General features: G+C 51.0%; 20 protein-coding genes. 3 read left to right on the forward strand and 17 right to left on the reverse strand.

Going from position 1 to position 22,399, the window contains the following annotated elements; all coding sequences use genetic code 11:
* Window positions 1–58: 58 nt before the first annotated feature.
* Window positions 59–1,102: a GMP reductase gene (locus DT73_RS07060; protein ID WP_036106146.1), complete on the reverse strand. Its 1,044-nt coding sequence runs from the start codon at window positions 1,100–1,102 to the stop codon at window positions 59–61.
* Between the two features lie 399 nt (window positions 1,103–1,501).
* Between DT73_RS07060 and coaE the strand changes: the two genes are divergently transcribed.
* The 3 genes from coaE to yacG are packed head-to-tail and all read left to right on the forward strand — an operon-like array spanning window position 1,502 to window position 3,070.
* Complete coding sequence (gene coaE, locus DT73_RS07065; RefSeq protein WP_036106148.1) at window positions 1,502–2,116, forward strand: dephospho-CoA kinase; 615 nt, start codon at window positions 1,502–1,504, stop codon at window positions 2,114–2,116.
* Window positions 2,117–2,122: 6 nt separating this feature from the next.
* Entirely contained in the window at window positions 2,123–2,866 is a 744-nt protein-coding gene (gene zapD, locus DT73_RS07070; protein WP_036106153.1) for a cell division protein ZapD, read from the forward strand.
* Window positions 2,867–2,875: 9 nt separating this feature from the next.
* Window positions 2,876–3,070, forward strand: coding sequence for a DNA gyrase inhibitor YacG (yacG, locus tag DT73_RS07075; RefSeq protein ID WP_036106156.1), 195 nt, complete (start codon window positions 2,876–2,878; stop codon window positions 3,068–3,070).
* Here the strand turns inward: yacG and mutT are convergent.
* The 16 genes from mutT to DT73_RS07150 all read right to left on the reverse strand — a co-directional run bounded on the left by mutT (window position 3,067) and on the right by DT73_RS07150 (window position 22,396).
* On the reverse strand, window positions 3,067–3,459 hold the full coding sequence (mutT, locus tag DT73_RS07080; RefSeq protein ID WP_036106159.1) for an 8-oxo-dGTP diphosphatase MutT: 393 nt from the start codon (window positions 3,457–3,459) through the stop codon (window positions 3,067–3,069). The two genes, yacG and mutT, sit on opposite strands and share 4 nt — an antisense overlap.
* A 116-nt stretch (window positions 3,460–3,575) precedes the next feature.
* The gene (gene secA / locus DT73_RS07085) at window positions 3,576–6,281 is read right to left on the reverse strand and encodes a preprotein translocase subunit SecA (protein ID WP_036106162.1); all 2,706 of its coding nucleotides are present in this window, start codon (window positions 6,279–6,281) and stop codon (window positions 3,576–3,578) included.
* A 60-nt stretch (window positions 6,282–6,341) separates the two neighbouring features.
* Window positions 6,342–6,851, reverse strand: coding sequence for a secA translation cis-regulator SecM (gene secM, locus DT73_RS07090; RefSeq protein ID WP_036106164.1), 510 nt, complete (start codon window positions 6,849–6,851; stop codon window positions 6,342–6,344).
* A 275-nt stretch (window positions 6,852–7,126) separates the two neighbouring features.
* Complete coding sequence (gene lpxC / locus DT73_RS07095) at window positions 7,127–8,044, reverse strand: UDP-3-O-acyl-N-acetylglucosamine deacetylase (protein WP_036106166.1); 918 nt, start codon at window positions 8,042–8,044, stop codon at window positions 7,127–7,129.
* 100 nt (window positions 8,045–8,144) lie between these two features.
* On the reverse strand, window positions 8,145–9,290 hold the full coding sequence (gene ftsZ / locus DT73_RS07100; protein WP_036106169.1) for a cell division protein FtsZ: 1,146 nt from the start codon (window positions 9,288–9,290) through the stop codon (window positions 8,145–8,147).
* A 62-nt stretch (window positions 9,291–9,352) separates the two neighbouring features.
* Window positions 9,353–10,609 carry a cell division protein FtsA gene (ftsA, locus tag DT73_RS07105; RefSeq protein ID WP_036106173.1) on the reverse strand — a complete coding sequence of 419 codons (1,257 nt, stop codon included), beginning with the start codon at window positions 10,607–10,609 and terminating at the stop codon, window positions 9,353–9,355.
* Window positions 10,606–11,442 carry a cell division protein FtsQ gene (ftsQ, locus tag DT73_RS07110; protein WP_036106177.1) on the reverse strand — a complete coding sequence of 279 codons (837 nt, stop codon included), beginning with the start codon at window positions 11,440–11,442 and terminating at the stop codon, window positions 10,606–10,608. Before ftsQ ends, ftsA begins: the two co-directional genes overlap by 4 nt.
* A gap of 113 nt (window positions 11,443–11,555) precedes the next feature.
* Window positions 11,556–13,031 carry a UDP-N-acetylmuramate--L-alanine ligase gene (gene murC, locus DT73_RS07115; RefSeq protein ID WP_036106181.1) on the reverse strand — a complete coding sequence of 492 codons (1,476 nt, stop codon included), beginning with the start codon at window positions 13,029–13,031 and terminating at the stop codon, window positions 11,556–11,558.
* Window positions 13,032–13,097: 66 nt separating this feature from the next.
* Window positions 13,098–14,165, reverse strand: a complete 1,068-nt coding sequence (gene murG / locus DT73_RS07120) for an undecaprenyldiphospho-muramoylpentapeptide beta-N-acetylglucosaminyltransferase (RefSeq protein WP_036106184.1) — start codon at window positions 14,163–14,165, stop codon at window positions 13,098–13,100.
* Complete coding sequence (ftsW, locus tag DT73_RS07125; RefSeq protein WP_369792587.1) at window positions 14,162–15,355, reverse strand: cell division protein FtsW; 1,194 nt, start codon at window positions 15,353–15,355, stop codon at window positions 14,162–14,164. The genes murG and ftsW overlap by 4 nt, the downstream gene beginning before the upstream one ends.
* A complete protein-coding gene (locus DT73_RS27050; RefSeq protein WP_369792579.1) occupies window positions 15,273–15,482 on the reverse strand; it encodes a hypothetical protein in 210 nt (69 codons plus the stop codon). The genes ftsW and DT73_RS27050 overlap by 83 nt, the downstream gene beginning before the upstream one ends.
* Entirely contained in the window at window positions 15,406–16,722 is a 1,317-nt protein-coding gene (gene murD, locus DT73_RS07130; RefSeq protein WP_036106191.1) for a UDP-N-acetylmuramoyl-L-alanine--D-glutamate ligase, read from the reverse strand. Before murD ends, DT73_RS27050 begins: the two co-directional genes overlap by 77 nt.
* A gap of 2 nt (window positions 16,723–16,724) precedes the next feature.
* On the reverse strand, window positions 16,725–17,807 hold the full coding sequence (mraY, locus tag DT73_RS07135; RefSeq protein ID WP_036106193.1) for a phospho-N-acetylmuramoyl-pentapeptide-transferase: 1,083 nt from the start codon (window positions 17,805–17,807) through the stop codon (window positions 16,725–16,727).
* On the reverse strand, window positions 17,801–19,159 hold the full coding sequence (gene murF / locus DT73_RS07140) for a UDP-N-acetylmuramoyl-tripeptide--D-alanyl-D-alanine ligase (protein ID WP_036106196.1): 1,359 nt from the start codon (window positions 19,157–19,159) through the stop codon (window positions 17,801–17,803). The genes mraY and murF overlap by 7 nt, the downstream gene beginning before the upstream one ends.
* On the reverse strand, window positions 19,156–20,643 hold the full coding sequence (murE, locus tag DT73_RS07145; protein ID WP_036106198.1) for a UDP-N-acetylmuramoyl-L-alanyl-D-glutamate--2,6-diaminopimelate ligase: 1,488 nt from the start codon (window positions 20,641–20,643) through the stop codon (window positions 19,156–19,158). The genes murF and murE overlap by 4 nt, the downstream gene beginning before the upstream one ends.
* A complete protein-coding gene (locus DT73_RS07150; protein ID WP_036106201.1) occupies window positions 20,630–22,396 on the reverse strand; it encodes a peptidoglycan glycosyltransferase FtsI in 1,767 nt (588 codons plus the stop codon). Before DT73_RS07150 ends, murE begins: the two co-directional genes overlap by 14 nt.
* Window positions 22,397–22,399: the final 3 nt, after the last annotated feature.

Raw genomic sequence — 22,399 nt, forward strand, 5'->3', positions numbered from 1 at the left:
GGTTAATAAAGAGCAACAGGGTAAGACACTCTTACCCTGTTAGTACTGTGGCAAACTATTACAGGCTGTTAAACACCCGGTTTTCTTGCTCCTGCACACGAATAAATGTCGTGCGTTTAGTCAACTCTTTCAGGCGGGAAGCTCCCACATAGGTACAGGCTGAACGCAGCCCACCCAGGATATCCCGTGCAGTATTTTCAACCGACCCACGCAAGGGAAGCTTCACGGTTTTGCCCTCTGCAGCCCGGTATTCAGCCACACCACCGACATGGCGGTTCATAGCAGAAGCAGAACTCATGCCATAGAACAGCATAAATTTCTCACCATTTTCTTCAACTACAGTGCCACCACTCTCTTCATGGCCTGCCAGCATACCGCCAAGCATGACAAAATCAGCACCACCGCCAAATGCTTTGGCCACGTCACCTGGCACAGTACAACCACCATCACTGACAATTTGCCCACCAAGGCCATGAGCGGCATCTGCACACTCGATGACAGCAGACAACTGTGGGTAACCGACCCCGGTTTTTACCCGAGTGGTACAAACAGATCCGGGCCCAATGCCGACTTTCACGATATCGGCACCTGACAGGATCAGTTCTTCGCACATTTCGCCCGTTACCACATTCCCGGCACAAATAACTTTATCAGGCCATGCTTCACGCGCTTTTGCCACAAACTGAACGAAATGCTCGGAGTAACCATTAGCCACATCGATACACACAAAAGCCAGAGACGGGCTCAACGCCAGAATCTGTTTGGTTTTTTCAAAATCGGCAGCGGATGTCCCCGTAGATACCATGACATGGCGCAGCACAGTTGCCGGAGATTGCTCAACAAACTGGCGCCAGTCTTCAACGGAATAATGCTTGTGGACGGCGGTCAAAATATCAAACGCCGCCAGAGCACTTGCCATGCTGAAGGTTCCCACTGTATCCATATTTGCTGCAATAACAGGAACGCCAGCCCAGTTCACACCAGAATGTTTAAAAGTATACTGGCGTTCAAGCTCTACATCAGAGCGGCTCTTCAGTGTGGAACGTTTTGGGCGGATGAGAACGTCTTTAAAACCTAACTTGATATCTTCTTCAATACGCATTTGCGATTATCCTGGTCGTGGCGATGTAATAAAGGGTAAGAGGCGATACAACTGCCGACTCCAGTGACGTTATCTTACGCACTAATAAAGGCAGCGCAAGACTGCGAAAAGCGACTTTTTTACGCTACAATCCTATAAATTTAGCGTAAGTATGGTGTTAAGGAATAACCTGTATTAAAAGCTTATTTATTACCATGTATTGCTCGTTTTTTTCGAAAACATGAATCAGCCAGCCCAGGCTAAGCAGAGCTGGAGGTAAATATTTCGAAGTACTGTTTGCCCTGCTGTGTAAAAAAACACAGCTAATGGCGGCATGTTGAGCTCTGGCATGGTTTCACAAGGGGAAAGGCATTTTTCTTTTGTTATAAGCACACTCATCACATCGGGGTTTCGTTGTTTATGGTCTTCACTGTTGCGCTTACCGGAGGGATTGGCAGTGGCAAAAGTACTGTTGCCGCGTTATTTGCCAACCATGGTGTATCGCTTGTTGATGCAGACATTATCGCCAGAGAAGTTGTGGCGCCGGGCCAACCAGCCCTGCAAAAAATTGCCGGGCATTTTGGCGAACAGGTTATCAACCACGAAGGCGCACTCAACCGCACAGCTCTGCGCGAACTTATTTTTACTGATCCCAAAGAAAAGCAGTGGCTTAATGCCTTATTACACCCATTAATTCACCAACGGACGCAGCAAGCTATTGCTCAGGCGTCTTCGCCTTATGTTTTGTGGGTCGTACCTTTGCTGGTTGAAAACCAACTTCAGCAGCAGGCTGACCGCGTATTGGTTGTTGATGTCAGCACTGAAACACAGCTTCAGAGAACCATGGCACGAGATAATGTCAGCCGTGAACTTGCGCAACACATTATCTCAGCACAGGTAAGCCGGGAGGCGCGTCTTGCTGCCGCAGATGACATTATTAATAATGATGGTTTACCACAAACATTAACTCGCGATGTGGCCCGCCTGCACCAACGATACATGGCGCTGGCTATGCAGTCCGTCAGACAGGAATGAGGAAGAATGAGCTCGCAAATACTTTTTGAACATCCCCTGAGCGAGAAAATGCGCACCTGGTTGCGTATAGAGTTTTTGCTACAACAACTTTCTTCTCAGCTCCCTTTGAATGATTACCCCTCCGCTCTTTATTTCTTAAGAAATATTAGTGACCTGCTGGATATTTTTGAACGCGGTGATATTCGTACTGAATTACTAAAAGAACTGGAACGCCAGCAGCGTAAACTTCAGGCATGGGTAGAAGTTCCTGGTGTGGATATGCAGCGAATCACATCACTAAAAGAGCAGTTAAAGAATACAGGCTCACGTCTGATGGCAGGCTCGCGTTTAGGGCAAACATTGCGTGAAGATAAACTGATAAGCCTGGTTCGCCAGCGCTTAAGCATTCCTGGCGGGTGCTGTAGCTTTGATTTGCCAACACTGCATGTCTGGCTGAAATCCAGCGAAAGTACACGCAGTAATCAGGTAAGCCACTGGCTCAGCAGCCTGGAGCCATTGCGCGAAACGCTTGTCTTGATCCTTGACCTGATTCGCCATTCTTCGCCCTTTCGTAAACAAACCAGTCTCAATGGGTTTTATCAGGACAATGGTGATGATGCTGATTTGTTGCGCCTGGAGATGAATCTTGAGGATGCTATCTATCCGCAAGTGTCCGGGCATAAAAGCCGTTTTGCTATTCGTTTCCTGCCTCTGGATAGTGAACATGGGGTAATACCAGAGCGGATTGATTTCAATTTGGCTTGCTGCTAAGGAAGTAAGATGTCTGAAACAACAGAAGTGAACTGCCCAACCTGTGGCAAAACCGTCATCTGGGGTGAACAAAGCCCATGGCGGCCATTTTGTTCAAAGCGCTGCCAGTTGATTGATTTAGGTGAATGGGCCGCAGAAGAGAAACGTATCCCCAGCCAAAACACCTTATCTGACAGCGATGACTGGAGTGAAAAGCAGGACTAAGCCGTTTGCTTCAGCTTCGCGATAACAGGCGCATTGGCGGGCGGAAATTGTTCCGGCTCCAGCGCCTGTTGGTCCACCCAACGAGAAGGTTGCCCTTCTTTCCCCCAGGGTTCACCATCCCACTGTTCTACAAGGAAAAACCACAGGCTGACGTGCCTGTCCGGAAACTGGTGTTCCTGTTTTTCAAATAATGAGAAACTTGTGGGCGTAATTCCAACTTCTTCCATTAACTCCCGTTCCAGTGCCTGTTCGGGGGTTTCGCCTTGCTCAATTTTCCCACCAGGAAACTCCCACATGTTCGCCATATGCGAGTCAGCACTTCGTTGCGCCAGAAAAATCTCTGCGTTCTGATTACGAATGATCCCAACCGCTATCTCAAATCGTTTCATCGGGAAGCTCCTGAAAAAGAGGCGCAGTTGCCTGTGCCCCGGATACGACCGGGCCAGAGGTTTCCCCCTGGCCCGATTAATTAACGTTAAAATCTTACCAACAACATGTACCTGGCTTAGCTCAGGCGCCCATGGCACTGCTTATATTTTTTGCCTGAGCCGCAAGGGCAAGGATCATTACGACCCACTTTACGATCACCGGTCTGTTCAGCCAGAGACTGTGCAGCCTGGAGATCATCACTTTGATGGCTCAGTTGCTGCATTTGCGCCAGGCGCTCAGCCTCTTCACGGCGTTGCTGTTCCATGGCTTCAACTTCTTCCGGTAAACGCACCTGAACTTTGCTCAGCGTACTGATTACTTCGTACTTCAGTGACTCCAGCATAGCCGCGAACATAGAGAAAGATTCACGTTTATACTCTTGCTTAGGATCTTTTTGCGCATAGCCGCGCAAGTGAATCCCCTGACGCAGGTAATCCATGGCAGCAAGGTGCTCTTTCCACAGGCTGTCCAGCGTCTGCAGCATCACACCTTTTTCGAAATTGCGCATCATCTCGGTGCCAACAATTTCTTCTTTACGCTGATAGACTTCAACAGCCATCTGCAGAATACGTTCACGCAATGTTTCTTCGTGCAGTTCAGGCTCTTTGTCCAGCCATTCAGAAATCGGCAGTTCGAGGTCGAAATCACTTTTCAGACGCTCTTCCAAACCAGGGATATCCCACATCTCTTCCAGAGACTGAGGCGGAATATGGGCATCAATCGTGGTTTTAAATACATCTTCACGAATGCTGTTGATTGTCTCGCTGACATCACTGGCATCCAGCAATTCGTTACGCTGAGTATAAATTGCACGCCGCTGGTCATTCGCCACATCATCATATTCCAGCAATTGCTTACGAATATCAAAGTTGCGGCTTTCAACTTTACGCTGCGCATTGGCGATAGCTTTGGTAACCCAGGGGTGCTCAATGGCTTCGCCTGGTTTCATCCCCAGTTTACGCATCATGTTAGACACGCGGTCTGATGCGAAAATACGCATCAGGGCATCTTCCATTGACAGATAGAAACGTGATGAACCCGGGTCGCCCTGACGGCCTGAACGGCCACGCAACTGGTTATCGATACGGCGCGATTCATGGCGTTCAGTACCGATAATATGCAGACCACCGGATGCCAGTACAGCATCGTGACGTTGCTGCCAGTTACTCTTGATTTCAGCAATTTGTTCTTCAGTTGGCGCTTCAAGCTCGGCCAACTCAGCCTGCCAGCTACCACCCAACATAATATCAGTACCACGGCCAGCCATGTTGGTGGCGATAGTAACAGAGCCAGGGTAACCGGCCTGAGCAACAATGTCTGCTTCACGCGCATGGAACTTCGCATTCAGTACATTGTGTTTGATGCCTGCTTTCGTCAGTTCCTGAGCAACCAGTTCAGATTTCTCAATGGAGATAGTACCAACCAGAACAGGCTGGCCATTTGCAGTACGATCACGAATATCTTCAATGATCGCGCCAATTTTCTCTGCTTCGGTCATGTAGACCAGGTCAGCCATGTCTTTACGAACCATAGGCCGGTTGGTTGGCACAACAACCGTGTCCAGTTTATAGATTGAACTGAACTCAAAAGCTTCGGTATCTGCCGTCCCCGTCATACCCGCGAGTTTTTCATACAGACGGAAGTAGTTCTGGAAGGTTATTGACGCCAGGGTCTGGTTTTCATTCTGAATATCAACCCCTTCTTTTGCTTCCACTGCCTGGTGAAGGCCATCAGACCAACGACGCCCTTGCATGGTACGGCCAGTATGTTCATCAACAATGATGACTTCGCCGTCTTTTACAATGTAATCAACATCGCGGGTAAACAGGGCATGTGCGCGCAGCGCCGCCGTTACGTGGTGCATCAGCATAATATTGGCCGGTGAATACAAAGATTCACCTTCATCCATAATGCCTTCCTGTACCAGTAATTCTTCTATCAGCACCAGACCACGTTCAGTCAGGTTAACCTGGCGTGCTTTTTCATCTACGGAGAAGTGACCTTCACCCTGGAAGGTATCGGAATCTTCTTTTTCCTGGCGGACCAGATGAGGAATGATGGTGTTCACACGGCGGTACATTTCTGAGCTGTCTTCCGCCGGGCCAGAAATGATCAATGGAGTACGTGCTTCATCGATAAGGATGGAGTCAACTTCATCCACCAGCGCATAATGCAGTTTACGTTGAACACGCTCTTCCGGGCTGAATGCCATGTTGTCACGCAGGTAATCGAACCCGTACTCATTGTTGGTGCCGTAAGTAATATCTGCAGCATAAGCTTCACGCTTCGCTGGCGCTGGCATACCTGGCAGGTTGATACCCACGCTCAGGCCCAGGAATTCAAACAGCGGGCGGTTATTCTCAGCATCACGCTGGGCGAGGTAATCGTTCACCGTTACTACATGCACACCTTTACCGCTCAGGGCATTCAGGTAAGCCGGTAATGTTGCTGTCAGTGTTTTACCTTCACCAGTACGCATTTCCGCAATGCAGCGCTCATTGAGCACCATACCACCGAGCAACTGGACATCGAAGTGGCGCATACCAAATACGCGTTTACTGGCTTCACGTACTACCGCGAACGCTTCAGGCAGGATACTTTCCAGTGCGTCGCCTTTCTCCAGGCGTGCACGGAACTCGCCTGTTTTGCCTTTGAGTTCATCATCTGACAATTTTTCAATTGCCGGTTCCATAGCGTTAATTTGCGTAACAAGTTTACGCATACGACGCAATGTACGGTCGTTACGGCTTCCGAATACTTTAGTTAATAGTTTGACTAACATAATAAATTCCCAAACGCTTCGCTGAGCGATAAAACAAAATGATAAGAGTAGTGGTGTTTATCAGCAGCGAGCCTGCGGGCCTGCACGAATCCCCTGAGCGGTACCCAGCCAGTTCGTGAAGGTAAAGGAGAGTGAAGGTGCCATTGCAGGCCAGGGTTCCTGGCGTACAACTGACGGTGGTTTGCTTTCCTGAGTAAGCAGCGCACTAAGTGTATCAAGCAATGCAATGTGCTGTTTTTCCAGTGGCGAGTCATCGGACACCGAAGCCCCGGCCATCACCTGAGGCGCCATCACAAAAGTCAGGTGGCGGATAACAGTACGAATTGCATGTTGGTGCCAGTAGTCGACGCTAAAAGTTGACTGGCGGCGGTTGCTTTCCTGCAATTGCGCCAACGAAAGTGCGGGATTAAAACGATTATAGTTCGCAGTGGTTTCTGCTGGTGTGGTAGCACCCGCGCTGCTGCTCGCTAAAACAGGTAGCCCAAAACTGGCCGCGACCATCCCTAACAGGAGATGGGGCCAGAAATATCGTCTACCTAATTGTCGCCAACGCGCAAATATACCAGACACTCTATTTCACCAAAGGAATTGAATCATTTTGGCTATTCAAACTGACAAGCCACATTTTAGCGACCAAATAGTATCACCAAACGCGCCGTTCATCAGCTTAATCCCTGCGATGAACCCCGAAAAAACGCGTAACAAATGAGCGAACAAACCGATTAAATGAAAAAACAGGAGCAAAAAAGAGGAAATAGCTGTTGTGCAGCAGAAATAAAAAACGACTGGGTCACCAGGCCGGAGAGAGTGCCTGATTAACCAGTCGTTTTAAACGTATCTCGCCCTTATGCCAGGACTGTCGACGGTGCCTTGAAAGCCAGTGGCAGTTCAGCTTCGTCCTCGAAGGTCACGTATTCCCACGCTTCCTGTTTAGCAAGCACAGCCTGCAACAGTTTGTTATTCAACGCATGGCCGGATTTATACGCAGTAAACGCACCGATAATATTGTGACCACACATAAACAGGTCACCAATGGCATCCAGCATTTTGTGACGCACAAACTCGTCTTCAAAACGCAGGCCATCTTCATTCAGCACACGGTAGTCGTCCACGACGATAGCACAATCAAAGCTACCACCAAGGCACAAACCACGTGACTGAAGATATTCGATGTCACGCATAAAACCAAAAGTACGCGCCCGGCTGATTTGTCGCATAAACGCATCTGCCGAGAAGTTCATGCTGTAACGCTGAGTGCTGGCATCAATCGCCGGGTGATTAAAGTCAATGGTGAAATCCAGAGTAAAGCCATTATGCGGCCTGAACTCTGCCCATTTATCACCATCTTCAACCCGGACGACATCTTTAATGCGCACGAATTTCTTCGCAACATTCAGTTCGTCAACCCCTGCGTCCATCAACAGATAAACAAAGGGAGCAGCACTGCCATCCATAATTGGGATTTCCGGTGCATCCACTTCAACAATAATGTTGTCGATGCCTAAACCAGCCAAAGCTGCATTCAGGTGCTCCACAGTTGATATCCGCACGTCATGCTCATTTACCAGGCACGTACAGAGCATGGTATCACGCACAGATTTGGCATCAGCCGGGAAATCTACCGGTGGATTCAAGTCGGTACGACGATAGATGACCCCGGTGTTAGCCGGTGCAGGGCGTAGCGTCAGCGTGACTTTCTTGCCGGTATGTAAACCGACACCCGTCGCCTGAACAATACGTTTTAATGTCCTTTGTTTGATCATCGCATTATCTCGCCTGTTACTGATCCAACCGAAAGTGTACATCACTATCGGCAGGCCATAGTAGCACAAAGAGCTGAGATACCCAAATTCCGGCTAATTCTTAGTCTGCCTGCTTACGCAGGAAGGCTGGAATATCCAGATAATCAGGTTCTTTATTGCTCTGGGAAGCCGTATCGTTCACGACTTTCGCCACATTTTTCTGTTCTGGCTGCAACTGAGTCATACCGCTCTGGTAACCCATAACCGGCTGCTGCTGTTGCTTGTTGGTTACCAACGTGATTTCAGGACGTTTGTCCATACCAATCCCGGTGGCAACAACAGTCACACGCAGCTCGTCGTTCATTTCTGGATCCAGAGAAGTACCGATAACCACTGTAGCATTATCAGACGCGAAAGCACGGATAGTATTACCCACAGTTTCGAACTCATCCAGACGCAGGTCGAAGCCAGCGGTGATGTTGACCAGCACGCCACGAGCGCCAGACAGATCGATATCTTCCAGCAGTGGGCTGGAGATAGCCATTTCAGCAGCTTCTTCAGCACGGTCTTCGCCGGTTGCCACACCTGAGCCCATCATGGCATAACCCATTTCGGACATCACCGTGCGTACGTCAGCAAAGTCAACGTTCATCAGGCCTGGACGAGTAATCAGTTCTGCGATCCCCTGTACTGCGCCTTTCAGAACATCGTTCGCTGCACCGAATGCATCCAGCAAAGAGATGCCACGGCCAAGCACCTTCAGCAGTTTGTCGTTCGGAATCGTAATCAATGAATCGACATGCTTGGACAGTTCAGTGATACCCTGCTCCGCGAATGCCATGCGCTTTTTGCCTTCAAAATTAAAAGGCTTGGTCACCACAGCAACGGTCAGAATACCTAAATCTTTTGCAACTTCAGCAACAACTGGCGCTGCACCGGTTCCGGTACCACCGCCCATACCAGCTGCGATAAAGACCATATCAGCACCTTCCAGTGCAGAACGCAACGCTTCACGGTCTTCTTCCGCTGCATTACGGCCTACTTCCGGGTTTGCACCAGCACCCAGACCTTTAGTGATGCCACTACCGATCTGAATTGTCTGGCCAACGGCTGTTTTACGCAGTGCCTGTGCATCAGTATTGACGGCAAAAAATTCAACGCCTTCAATACGTTCGCGCACCATGTGTTCTACGGCATTACCACCGCCACCACCGACGCCGATGACTTTAATCACCGCGTCATTGGTCAGTTCCATAGGTTCAAACATAGTTTCTCTCCGTTTTGTGCCTGTCGCCTGAGACTACTTATTGTCATAGTCTCTTAATAAAATTAAAACTCTTTTCTCAGCCAGCTATTAATTCGTTTAAACCACGAAGTGACTGATGTGTGCTTTTCCACTTCAGCTTCACCGGTTAAATGCGATTCCTTGCCGTAATGTAATAACCCAACTGCGGTTGAATAATACGGCTCCTGAGCATAATCGGTAAGACCTGTGATATTTAAAGGCTGACCAATGCGCACCTGAGTATGGAATACTCGTTGGGCACACGCGGCCAAACCCTCCATTTGGGCTGCGCCACCTGTCAGCACAATCCCTGCAGCCAGGTGGTGTTTGACACCTTGCTGGCGTAACTGTTCCTGCAGTTGCAGGATCTCTTCATTCACCAAATTCAACAATTCGGTGTAGCGAGGTTCGATAACCTCTGCCAAAGTCTGGCGCTGAAGGCTGCGCGGCGGCCTGCCTCCCACGCTGGGTACTTCAACACTTTCATCTTTGCCCACCAGTGACCCCAGTGCACAACCGTGACGCACTTTAATAGCTTCTGCATCGCTGGGCGGTGTACCAAAAGCGTAAGCGATATCACTGGTGACCACATTCCCTGCGTAGGGAATGACTTTGGTGTGGCGCAACGCGCCGCCAGTGTATACTGCCATATCCATTGTACCACCGCCGATATCGACGACACAGACGCCCAACTCGCGCTCATCTTCTGTCAGTACAGCGTAGCTTGAGGCCAGCCCGGCGAAAATCAGTTGGTCAACCTTCAGGCCACAACGCTCCACGGCTTTCACGATATTTTTCGCCATATCGTTGTGGCAGGTAATCAAATGCACCTTGGCCTGCATACGCACACCCGATAAACCAACCGGGTTTTTAATCCCTTCCTGGTAATCAATGGCATATTCTTGTGGAATAACGTGCAGTACACGATGTTCATCTCTTACGCGAACAGATTTCGCCGTATGCACCACATTTTCCACATCTTCCTGGGTTACTTCTTCTTCTGAAATTGGCACCATGCCGATTTCGTTCTGGCAACTAATGTGTTTACCTGACAGCGCCAGGTAGACAGAAGATATTTGGCAGTCTGCCATTAACTCTGCCTGATCAATGGCGCGCTGTACGCACTTAACCACAGATTCAAGATCGTTAACCCCGCCTTTATCCATACCCCGGGACGGACAACTTCCCACACCGATAATGTTAATCACTCCGTCGGGCAGAACTTCCCCTACTAAAGCGGCAACTTTTGCAGTGCCAATCTCCAGTCCAACCACCAGTTTTCTGTCCGTCGACTTAATCATTGTTGTTTTGCCTGTGCCTGATTCTGTTGTTGATTAGTTCCTTCAGCGGGAGCAGGGGCCGGAGCCCAACCCACCGCGGCACCTGAGTCATAGCGCAGGTCAACATAACTGATAAGCTTGTTGTCCGTCTGCGCCTGCTTTAAAAGAACTGGGTAAAGTTCGATAAAGCGGTTCAGGCGTTTCATCGTATCGCCACGGCCGAGGTTGAGTTTAATCCCGTCATTCAGGGTTAAAACCCACGACCGTCTGGCCGTCATGGCTGCATCCTTCAACGTAAACCTGGATTTCGCCAGCACATCACTCATTGCCCGGTATCCTTCAAGGACTTCAACCTCGCTTCCTTCCGGACCAGACAGACCCGGCAATACTTGTTTTGCCGACCTGTCAGCAGGTGCACTGAATGAATTCCCTTGTGCATCAATCATGTGCTGGTCATTCCAGCGTGCAATCGGCACATATTCAACCAGATGAATCTTCAATTCATCAGGCCACTGTTTTCTGACACTGGCCTGTTTTATCCAGGGAAGCCGTTCTATTTGCTGCTGGATAATGTCCACATCCTGCGTCATAAACGTTCCTGGCGCGCCCAAAGCCAATATTGACTGGCGAATATCATCATTACGTGTGTAATGGCGCTCACCCGTCACAACAAGACGAGACAGAGGCAAGCGCTGAGCATCTTCCATCCAGCGCACAACCATCCAGCCGCCGATAAAGATTGTCAGTAGTACCGCCATCAGAAAGATAATGCCCGCAAGACGCGAGCCATTACTGCGCCCGGAAAAGGCTTTTTCTTCCTGTTGAGTACGTGTATTCAACGCCGCCTGGGACATATCACTCCGCCAGTTCCAGTGTATTTACAACAAACTGCCCAAAAGCTTTGGGACCAGGCTGGAACACAACAGGTAACTGACCTGCGTTGCCACCCTGTAAAAATGCTAATTTCTCAACCATGGCTGTCTTCCTCCTGTAACTGAGGAACCAGACGTGTCTCTGCCAAAGTACGCGCTATCTTGCCAATATTGCCCGCCCCCTGAACCAGCACTAAATCATTCCCCGACAGAATCGGCGCCAACATTTGGGCTACCTGTGCATGATCGGAAACCAGAATCGGGTCAACCTTGCCACGCCCGCGAATCGTACGACACAGAGAACGGCTGTCTGCGCCCGGGATCGGTGCTTCTCCAGCCGGGTACACATCCAGCATAATTAGCGCATCAACCTGCGATAACACGTTGGCAAAGTCGTCGTACAAATCTCGGGTACGCGTGTAACGGTGAGGCTGGAACACCATTACCAGGTGTTTGTCCGGCCACCCTGCACGCGCAGCCTTGATAGTTGCGTCAACTTCAGTCGGGTGGTGACCGTAGTCATCAACCAACAACGCTTTGCCCTCTTTGCCATTAATGGCATCAAGCGGAAACTCGCCAAGGAAATCGAAACGACGCCCGGTACCGGCAAAACTTTCAAGCGCGCGTAAAATTGCGCTGTCATCAATGCCTTCTTCGGTTGCTACTGCCACTGCAGCAGCTGCATTCAGGGCGTTATGCCGGCCTGGGGCATTCAACATAACATGCAGTACGGGTTTATCCTGGCGCAGGATGTCAAAGTGCCCTTGTGCGCCTGACTGCAGGTAGTTTTCAATGCGAACATCCGCATCTTCACTAAAACCGTAAGTGGTCAGTTGACGCCCAACCCGTGGCAACAACTCTTTGATAACCGGGTCATCCACACACATCACCGCTCTGCCATAAAACGGCAGGTTGTGAAGAAAATTAATAAATGTCTGCTTCAGGTTCTCAAAGTCGCCATGGTAAGTATCCATATGGTCGGCTTCGATATTGGTTACCACAGCTACCATTGGCTGCAAATGCAGGAAAGAGGCATCGCTTTCGTCTGCTTCTGCAATCAGGTAACGGCTGTGCCCTAAACGCGCATGAGTACCTGCCGCTTTGACCAGGCCACCATTCACGAATGTCGGGTCAAGACCTGCTTCTGCATAAATACTCGCCACCATCGCCGTGGTGGTAGTTTTCCCATGCGTACCGGCAATAGCAATGCCATGACGAAAGCGCATCAATTCCGCCAGCATTTCAGCTCGGCGAATAACCGGAATACGTGCTTCATGAGCAGCAATAATTTCCGGGTTATCCGCCCGAATGGCAGTGGATACCACAACCACACTGGCATCGCGGACGTTTTCAGGCCGATGATTAAAGTAAATCGTCGCGCCCAGCGCTGACAGTTGCTGCGTAACCGGGTTTGGCGCTAAATCAGAACCGCTGATTTGATAACCTTCATTCGCCAGCACTTCGGCAATCCCTCCCATGCCGGCACCGCCGATGCCAACAAAGTGAATGTGCCGCACGCGGCGCATTTCAGGAACGATTGAACGCAGTTTTGCCAGTTCTTGTGTATTCATTCTTTAAACCTGAGGCTCTTTGCCTTCACATCAAAAACATGCGGTTGCCTGTCGCAACCCGACACATCAGGCTCTGGCCTGATGCACAATCTCATTTGCCACACGTTGTGTTGCATCAGGAATCGCTGCTTCCCGGGCTAATTTCGCCATCGAGAGCAGAACCTGACGATCCCAACCACTCAGAATATCGGCCACGGCCTGAGCCGTGAATTGCGGTTGCTCCAAAATGCGTGCAGCCCCGGCTTTTTCCAGTGGTGCAGCGTTCCAGTATTGCTGGCGGTCTTTATGCTGAAAAGGCACAAAAATAGCGGGTAAACCCGCAGCAGCAATTTCACTAACTGTCAGAGCTCCGGAGCGGCAGACCACAACATCTGCCCAGGCGTATGCCTGAGCCATATCGTCAATAAACTCAGTAACTTTATGCCTGACAGGCGTTGCCGTTGCATAAGCCTGCGAAACCGCTTCTCCGGCACCTTTCCCACACTGGTGCCAAATGGTGATGTGTTCCCCTAATTGCGCGGCAACTCCGGGCATTGTTTGGTTGAGCACCCGGGCGCCCTGAGAACCACCCACCACTAATACCCGAACTGGCCCGGTACGCCCGGACAGCCTGTCTTGCGGTAATGGCAGTGCCAGCACATCCTCACGGACAGGGTTACCCACAACATCTGCCTTAGGGAAAGCCCCCGGGAATGCCTGCATTACTTTACTGGCAATGCGCGACAACCATTTATTGGTTAACCCGGCAATGCCATTTTGCTCATGCAAAACCACAGGAATACCCAACGACCATGCAGCCAGGCCGCCAGGGCCGGACACATAACCCCCCATGCCTAATACCACATCCGGGCGATAATTTTTCATAATGGCCCGGGCCTGACGCCAGGCGTTAAATATCCGCCATGGTGCCAGTAACATGGCTTTCAGCCCTTTACCGCGAATCCCTGAAATACGAATAAAATCAATTTCGATACCACGCGCCGGAACCAAATCTGCTTCCATGCGGTCTGCGGTACCCAGCCAGCGAACCTGCCAGCCCTGAGCCATCAAATAGTGAGCAACAGCAAGCCCGGGGAAAACGTGCCCGCCAGTCCCGCCAGCCATCACCATTAATCGCTTAGGTCCACTACTCATCGTGCACCTCGTGTAAACGCCTGTGCTTTTTCCAGGCGTGTTTCATAATCAATTCGCAGCAATAATATGATTGCTGTAGACATAATCAGCAGGCTGGAACCACCATAGCTGATAAGCGGCAGTGTCAGCCCTTTCGTTGGCAGCATACCGGCAGCAGCCCCAACGTTTACCAGTGCCTGGAAGCTAAACCAGATACCGATAGAACATGCCAGAAAACCCGAGAAACGCTGGTCAATTTCCAAAGCACGCTTGCCAATCGACATGGCGCGAAAAGCGACGAAGAATACCATCAAAAGCGCCAGTACCACACCGATATATCCCAGCTCTTCACCGATAATCGAGAAGATGAAATCGGTATGTGCTTCGGGCAAATATTCGAGTTTTTGTACTGAATTCCCGAGCCCTTGCCCCCAAAGCTCACCGCGCCCGAAGGCCATCAGTGATTGCGTTAACTGGTAGCCGCTGCCAAAGGGATCCTGCCAGGGGTTCCAGAATGAGGTCACACGCCGGATACGATAAGGCTCGGCCAAAATCAGTAACACCACGGCGGAAATCCCCATGCCGATGATGGCAATAAATTGCCAAAGCTTGGCACCCGCCAGGAACAGCATCGCAAGAGTCGTTACAAACAATACAACCACGGTACCAAGGTCAGGCTGAGCCAGTAATAACACCGCCATCACCAGGATAACGCCCATGGGCTTCAGGAAGCCGCGCAAATTGTTACGAACTTCATCCACCTTACGCACCAGGTAGTTGGAGAGATAACAAAACAGCGATAACTTCGAAAATTCCGCTGGCTGAATACGCAGTGGCCCCAGAGAAATCCAGCGTGATGCCCCGTTTACTGAGCTACCTACCACCAACACAACCAGCAACATAACAATTGAAGCCAGCAGCATAGGCGCACTGTATTTTTGCCAGAACGTCATAGGCAAACGCAGGGTAACCAGCGCAAGGATAAAAGCCAGCACCAGATACACCCCATCACGCTTAGAGAACAAAAAGGGATCGCCCGCCAAACGTTGCCCTACGGGCATTGACGCTGAAGTCACCATGACAAAGCCAATTGCCGCCAGCCCCAGAGTCAGCCAGAACAATGTACGGTCATACAACACCATGCTGTTGGCATCTTTCTCCCGGGACCCCATCACCCAGCCTTTCAGCGCGGTAAATAACCACCCCAGGATAAAAAACCCGGGTAGCCGCGGCATACGAAGACGAGGGAGAGATAAACGCATCAGCCCAACTCCTTCGCCAGTTGCGCGAAGATCTCGCCACGCTGTTCAAAGTTTTTAAACTGATCCAGGCTGGCACAGGCGGGGGATAACAACACCATATCTCCCGGCTTAACTTGCGCAGCTATCAGCCGCATTGCTTCTTCCATCGTTTCGGTTTGTTCCGCCACATCAGGGCGGAGTTCAGCCAGTTGAGCACCATCCCTGCCAAAGCAATAGAGACGAATGCTGTCCCCCTGAAGGAAAGGACGCAAAGGCGAGAAGTCTGCCGATTTACCATCGCCCCCCAGCAGCAGATGCAACGCCCCTTCACAATGCAAACCGTTGAGCGCGGCTTCAGTACTGCCAACATTGGTGGCTTTGGAGTCATTAATCCAACGCACACCTTTACTTTCCAGCACCAACTCAAAGCGATGAGCCAGGCCGGTAAACGTGGTCAGCGCTTTCAGGCTGCTGGCACGAGGTAAGCCCACTGCATCTGCCAGCGCCAGTGCCGCCAGCGCATTGGTATAGTTATGCCGCCCAACCAGTTTCATCTCTTTCACATTGAGCACTTTCTCACCTTTAACCCGCAGCCAGGTTTCACCCTGCTGGCGGTTCAGGTGGTAATCGCCGACATCCACACCAAAACTGACACACCGTTCATCAGCGCCACGCACTGGCATCGTCAATGCGTCATCGGCATTCACCACGCAGACATGAGCGTTTTCATAAATACGTAACTTGGCAGCACGGTATTGCTGAAGACCGAAAGGATAACGATCCATATGATCTTCAGTGACATTGAGAATAGTGGCCGCGGCAGCATTAAGGCTGTAAGTGGTTTCAAGCTGGAAACTGGAAAGCTCAAGCACATACAACTCATGAGGTGAATCCAACAGCATCAGAGCTGGCAGGCCGATATTACCGCCCACACCAACCGAGATGCCTGCAGCTTTCGCCATTTCGCCAACAAGTGTTGTCACCGTGCTTTTACCATTAGACCCGGTAACAGCAACAACAGGAGCCTGCACTTCACGGCAAAAGAGTTCTATATCGCCGATGATTTCCACCCCGGCGTCTGCGGCAGCGCTCAGGGCGGGTGTAGCCAGGGCAATACCAGGGCTGGCGATTATCAAATCTGCTGCAAGAAGCCAGTCTTCATTCAGACTACCTACATAGCGTTCAATATTTTCCGGAAGCTTATCTAACCCGGGAGGTGTCGCTCGCGTATCCATTACACGCGGCGTTACCCCCCGCGCAAGGAAGAAATTAACGCAGGAAAGTCCGGTTAAACCCAGGCCGATGATAACAACGTTTTTGCCCTGGTAATCTGCCATGATTAACGCACCTTAAGCGTAGCCAGCCCAATCAGGACCAGCATCAGCGAGATAATCCAGAAGCGCACAATAACGCGCGGTTCTGGCCAGCCTTTTAATTCATAGTGATGGTGGATAGGCGCCATACGGAAAATGCGCTGACCGCGTAGTTTAAACGACCCAACCTGTAAGATGACCGACAGCGTCTCCACCACAAACACACCACCCATAATCACCAGCAAGAACTCCTGGCGCAGCAATACGGCAATCACGCCAAGTGCTCCACCCAGTGCCAGAGAACCCACGTCGCCCATAAAAACCTGAGCCGGATAGGTGTTAAACCACAAGAAGCCCAAACCGGCCCCAACAATTGCAGTACACACGATAACCAGCTCACCAGCGTGGCGCAGGTAAGGAATATGCAGGTAGTTAGCGAAATTCATGTTACCCGTAGCCCAGGCCACTAACGCAAAACCTGCAGCAACAAACACGGTGGGCATAATGGCCAGGCCATCCAGACCATCGGTCAGGTTAACGGCGTTACCCGTACCGACAATCACAAAATACGCCAGCACTACGTAGAACAGACCAAGCTGTGGCATGATGTCTTTAAAGAAAGGCACCACCAGTTGAGTGGCTGGAGTACCATGGCCTGCCGCGTATAACCCGAAAGCAACGCCCAGAGAAATCACCGACATCCAGAAATATTTCCAGCGCGCAACCAGCCCTTTGGTATCTTTGCGTACGACTTTGCGGTAATCATCGACAAACCCGACAATGCCAAAACCCACCAGTACGGTTAACACGCACCAGACATACGGGTTTGACGGGTATGCCCATAATAAAACTGAAACCACAATGGCAGTCAGAATCATGATGCCGCCCATGGTGGGGGTACCACGTTTGCTGAAATGGCTTTCCGGGCCATCGTTACGCACTACCTGGCCAAACGACAACTGTTGCAGACGGGCAATCATACGTGGTCCCATCCACAAAGAGATAAACAACGCGGTCAACAGGCTCACGATGGCGCGGAACGTCAAATATGAGAAGACGTTAAAACCGGAATAATATTTGACCAAATGCTCGGCCAGCCAGACTAGCATGTCCTGTTCTCCTGTAATGCATGTACCACCTCTTCCATGGCAGAACTTCGTGACCCTTTCACTAGCATTGTTATTGTTGAGTTTTGCGCCACTAATTCACGTAACCGTTCAATTAATAACGTTTTATTGCTGTAATGTTCACCCACACCGCTGGCTGAACTGATTAAATGACTCAGGCTTCCCACACTCAGGACTTTATCAAGCCCAGCAGCCTTCGCCGCCTCACCGATTTGGCGATGGCACGCTTGTGCTTCATCACCCAGTTCAGCCATATCACCTACAACCAGTACCCGGTAACCCGGCATTTCAGACAATACGCTCACCGCAGCGGTCATCGACCCCACATTGGCGTTATAGCTATCGTCCAACAATAACTGGGTTGCTGATAAAGCAATGGGGAATAAACGCCCCGGAACAGCCTGTAATTCTGCAAGACCAGCTTTCACCGCGCTCAACGGTGCACCGACTGCCATAGACAACGCCGTTGCAGCCAGAGCATTAGCAATGTTATGACGCCCAGGGAAGGGCAACACCACTTCACATTCACCTTCAGGGGTACACAGTGTGAAAACTGTACCCTGCGTGGTTATCCGTACATCACGCGCCAGAAAATCACTGCCGGGTTGTTCCGGTGAAAAACGCCAAATTTTGCGTTCACCAATCACTGCCTGCCAGCGAGGTAAGTCATTGTTATCTGCATTCACAATGGCAATACCGTTGGGTAACAGCCCGCCAAAAATCTCACCTTTGGCTTTTGCCACCCCTGCCAGCGAGCCAAAACCTTCCAGGTGCGCAGCTGCCAGGTTATTAACCAGCGCAGCTTCTGGTTGAGTCAGGCTAACGGTCCAGGCGATTTCACCCTGGTGATTGGCACCCAGCTCAATCACGGCATACTGATACTCTGGTGTCAGACGCAGTAGCGTCATGGGAACACCAATATCATTATTAAGATTGCCTGCGGTGTAGAGCGTGTTTCCACAACGCCCAAGAATGGCCGCTGTCATCTCTTTAACCGAGGTTTTGCCCGAAGAACCCGTCAGCGCAACAACTCTCGCTGGCACCTGCTGGCGCACCCATGCACCCAGTTGCCCAAACGCAATACGAGTGTCTTCCACTACCAGTTGAGGAATATCCAGAGGTAACTGGCGGCTGACCAGTAATGCACTGGCACCACCATCAATGGCTTTCTGCGCGAAGTCATGAGCGTCAAAGCGTTCACCCTTCAGGGCGACAAACAGACAGCCGGAAGTTAATTTTCGTGTATCTGTGGTGACATCATTAATTTGGCAGTTGGCACCAATATGTTGCCCGTTGAGGACTAATGCCAGTTGCTCAAGCGTTACCGGGATCATGCGACCACCCCCAGTAAACGAGCTGCTGTTACACGGTCAGAGTAATCCAGGCGGCGCGTACCAACGATTTGGTAATCTTCATGGCCTTTGCCGGCCAGTAACACCACATCACCGGGTTGAGCCTGCATAATGACACTGGTCACAGCCTCAGCACGCCCCGGCATAACACGGGCACGCCCGGCATCCAGCATCCCGGCAAGAATATCGTCAATAATGGCGCCTGGCTCTTCAGTACGGGGATTGTCGTCAGTCACAACAGCCACATCCGCAAACTCTTCAGCAATAGCGCCCATCAGTGGGCGCTTACCTTTATCACGGTCGCCACCACATCCGAAAACACACCACAGCTTACCCGGGCAGTGCAAACGCGCTGCCATCAGGGCTTTTTCCAGAGCGTCAGGGGTATGTGCGTAGTCAACCACAACGGTTGGTTTACCGGGGGCGCTGAAAACTTCCATACGGCCGCACACTGGTTGTAACTGAGAGGCCGTCGCCATAAGTGATTCAAAGGCATAGCCTTGTGACAGCAACGTAGCCAAAGCGAGTAATAAATTACTCACGTTGAAGGCGCCCATCAGCCCGCTTTCTATCTCGCCATTTCCCCAGGAAGAAGCGAACTGAATTGTCGCGCCACGGTCGTGATAAGACACATGGGTCGCTTTCAGCCAGCGATTATGGTTGTCTGGATTGAGCGGAGTATCAACGGCAACAGCCACGGCATCAGGGAGTTTTTCCAGCCAGCGGCGGCCTACTTCGTCGTCCGCATTAATGATGGCGACACCACACTGGTGTTCAGAAAACAGCAACCATTTTGCCGCTTCGTAATGTGCCATATCACCATGGTAATCAAGGTGATCACGGCTAAGATTAGTGAACACAGAGGCTGCAAATTTAACCGCTGCGACCCGGTGCTGAACCAGTCCATGGGAAGAGACCTCCATGGCAGCAAAGTTGGCGCCCTGCTCAACAAAGCCAGATAACATATGCTGAACATCAACCGCGGAGCCAGTGGTATTCGCCGTTGGAGCCACGCTCCCCAGCAAACCGTTACCGACAGTGCCCATCACGGCACTGACGTCACCCAAAATCTGTGCCCACTGAGCAAGCAACTGCGTAGTGGTGGTTTTACCGTTAGTTCCGGTTACGCCCACCAGACGTAATGAATGAGAGGGTTCATGGTAAAAACGCCCCGCTAGTGCGGATAAACGCTGGTCCAGCTGGCTAAGATAAACCACCGGAACACCATGCATTTCACGGATTTCACCGTCTGCAGCTTCACCATCTGCTTCCGCTATTACGGCAGCAACACCTTGCGCTATCGCCTGCGGGATATACCGACGCCCGTCCGCCTGATGACCGACCACCGCCACAAAAAGATCCCCTGCGGCAGCCCCACGGCTGTCGAGTGTCATCTCTCGCAGTGCTCGCGCCGGTGCCTCTGGCACCCACGGCACGAGAAGGTCGCGCAAATTACGATCTGCCACCTGTACCCTCTTTCTGATTAATTACAAAATCGTTTTTATCTCCCGTAGGGAGCGCATCCGGTTCAACATTCATGGTGCGCAGAACGCCACCCATAATTGCTCCGAAAACTGGCGCTGACACGGCACCACCATAATACTTACCTGCCTGCGGGTCGTTTATCACCACTACCAGAGCGAAACGCGGGTTACTGGCGGGTGCGACACCGGCGGTGTAAGCAATATATTTGTTGATATAACGGCCATCAGGGCCGACTTTTTTCGCCGTCCCCGTTTTAATGGCAATACGATAGCCTTTGATTGCGGCCTTCACGCCACCCCCGCCTGGGAGGGCGACACTTTCCATCATGTGGACCACTGTGCGCACAGTTGCCTCAGAGAACACGCGCTCTCCAGGTACCGGAGGGTCAACTTTCGTGATAGAAAGCGGCCGATAAATGCCAAAGCTGCCAATGGTTGCGTAGACTCGCGCTAACTGTAACGGTGTTACCATTAGCCCGTAGCCGAAAGAAAAGGTGGCCCTCTCTATGTCAGACCACCGTTGTTTTGTTGGAAATAAGCCACTGCGTTCTCCGACCAACCCCAAATTGGTCGATTTCCCCAGCCCAAAACGTGAGTAAGTATCTACTAACGCTGAGGACGGCATCGCTAACGCCAGCCGGGATACGCCAACGTTACTCGACTTCTGCAAAATCCCCGTTACGGTCAGTTCGCTGTAACGGCCTACATCTTTAATTTCATGGCCATTGATGAAGTAAGGAACCGTATTAAGCACACTGTTTTCCTGAACCACACCCCGTTGTAAAGCGGTCATGACCACCATAGGTTTTACAGTTGAACCAGGCTCAAAAACGTCAGTAATCGTGCGGTTACGCATGACATCTTTGGGTGTGCCTGTCAGGTTGTTCGGGTTATAGGACGGGCTGTTCGCCATTGCCAGAACTTCACCAGTGTTAACATCCACCAGTACTGCACTACCAGACTCAGCTTTGTTGAACGCAACAGCGTTATTCAGTTCGCGATACACCAGTGCCTGCAGGCGCTCATCAATGCTTAAAGCCAGGTTATGAGCGGCCTGGCTGTCTGTAGAGGAAATGTCTTCAATCACGCGGCCGTAGCGGTCTTTACGCACCACCCGCTCACCGGGCTGCCCGGTAAGCCATTTATCGAAGCTTTTTTCGATCCCTTCAATGCCCTGGCTGTCAATATTAGTGAAACCAATTAAGTGAGCAGTCACTTCGCCTGAGGGATAATAACGGCGGGATTCTTCCCGCAAGTGAATGCCTGGAAGTTTCAACTTTTTGATGTAGTCGGCAATATCAGGGTTGACCTGACGAGCCAGATAAATAAAACGGCCTCGTGGGTTTGCATTAACCCGCGAAGCCATTTGGTCGAGCGGCATTTTTAATGCGTCAGCCAGCGCTTTCCAGCGTGAATCCAGAGTAACGCCACCCGCTTCATGTAGTTCTTTCGGGTCTGCCCAAATTGCTTTTACCGGCACACTGACTGCCAGCGGGCGGCCTTCGCGGTCGGTAATCATGCCGCGCGACGTGGAGACTTCCTGTACACGCAGGGAACGCATGTCCCCCTGGCGTACCAGCATATCGGGATTGACCACCTGTAACCAGGCAACACGGCCTAACAGAAAAGCGAGCGCCATCAGAATGCAGCCGCAAAGCAACGCAAAACGCCAACTTACGAAGTTGGCTTGTTCTTCCTGACGTTTCGATTTAAGCGATTTATTCGCTGCTTTCATCGT

Origin of the sequence: Mangrovibacter sp. MFB070, from assembly GCF_000705335.1 — a bacterium.
GTDB classification, from domain to species: Bacteria; Pseudomonadota; Gammaproteobacteria; order Enterobacterales; family Enterobacteriaceae; genus Mangrovibacter; species Mangrovibacter plantisponsor.

Coding starts and splice junctions, on each gene's coding strand:
- ftsZ (WP_036106169.1), bottom strand. CDS start 9,290: ATGTTTGAACCTATGGAACTGACCAATGACGCGGTGATTAAAGTCATC.
- murD (WP_036106191.1), bottom strand. CDS start 16,722: ATGGCAGATTACCAGGGCAAAAACGTTGTTATCATCGGCCTGGGTTTA.
- murF (WP_036106196.1), bottom strand. CDS start 19,159: ATGATCCCGGTAACGCTTGAGCAACTGGCATTAGTCCTCAACGGGCAA.
- DT73_RS07060 (WP_036106146.1), bottom strand. CDS start 1,102: ATGCGTATTGAAGAAGATATCAAGTTAGGTTTTAAAGACGTTCTCATC.
- ftsQ (WP_036106177.1), bottom strand. CDS start 11,442: ATGTCCCAGGCGGCGTTGAATACACGTACTCAACAGGAAGAAAAAGCC.
- mutT (WP_036106159.1), bottom strand. CDS start 3,459: ATGAAACGATTTGAGATAGCGGTTGGGATCATTCGTAATCAGAACGCA.
- ftsA (WP_036106173.1), bottom strand. CDS start 10,609: ATGATTAAGTCGACGGACAGAAAACTGGTGGTTGGACTGGAGATTGGC.
- zapD (WP_036106153.1), top strand. CDS start 2,123: ATGAGCTCGCAAATACTTTTTGAACATCCCCTGAGCGAGAAAATGCGC.
- murC (WP_036106181.1), bottom strand. CDS start 13,031: ATGAATACACAAGAACTGGCAAAACTGCGTTCAATCGTTCCTGAAATG.
- murG (WP_036106184.1), bottom strand. CDS start 14,165: ATGAGTAGTGGACCTAAGCGATTAATGGTGATGGCTGGCGGGACTGGC.
- DT73_RS07150 (WP_036106201.1), bottom strand. CDS start 22,396: ATGAAAGCAGCGAATAAATCGCTTAAATCGAAACGTCAGGAAGAACAA.
- yacG (WP_036106156.1), top strand. CDS start 2,876: ATGTCTGAAACAACAGAAGTGAACTGCCCAACCTGTGGCAAAACCGTC.
- mraY (WP_036106193.1), bottom strand. CDS start 17,807: ATGCTAGTCTGGCTGGCCGAGCATTTGGTCAAATATTATTCCGGTTTT.
- secA (WP_036106162.1), bottom strand. CDS start 6,281: ATGTTAGTCAAACTATTAACTAAAGTATTCGGAAGCCGTAACGACCGT.
- coaE (WP_036106148.1), top strand. CDS start 1,502: ATGGTCTTCACTGTTGCGCTTACCGGAGGGATTGGCAGTGGCAAAAGT.
- lpxC (WP_036106166.1), bottom strand. CDS start 8,044: ATGATCAAACAAAGGACATTAAAACGTATTGTTCAGGCGACGGGTGTC.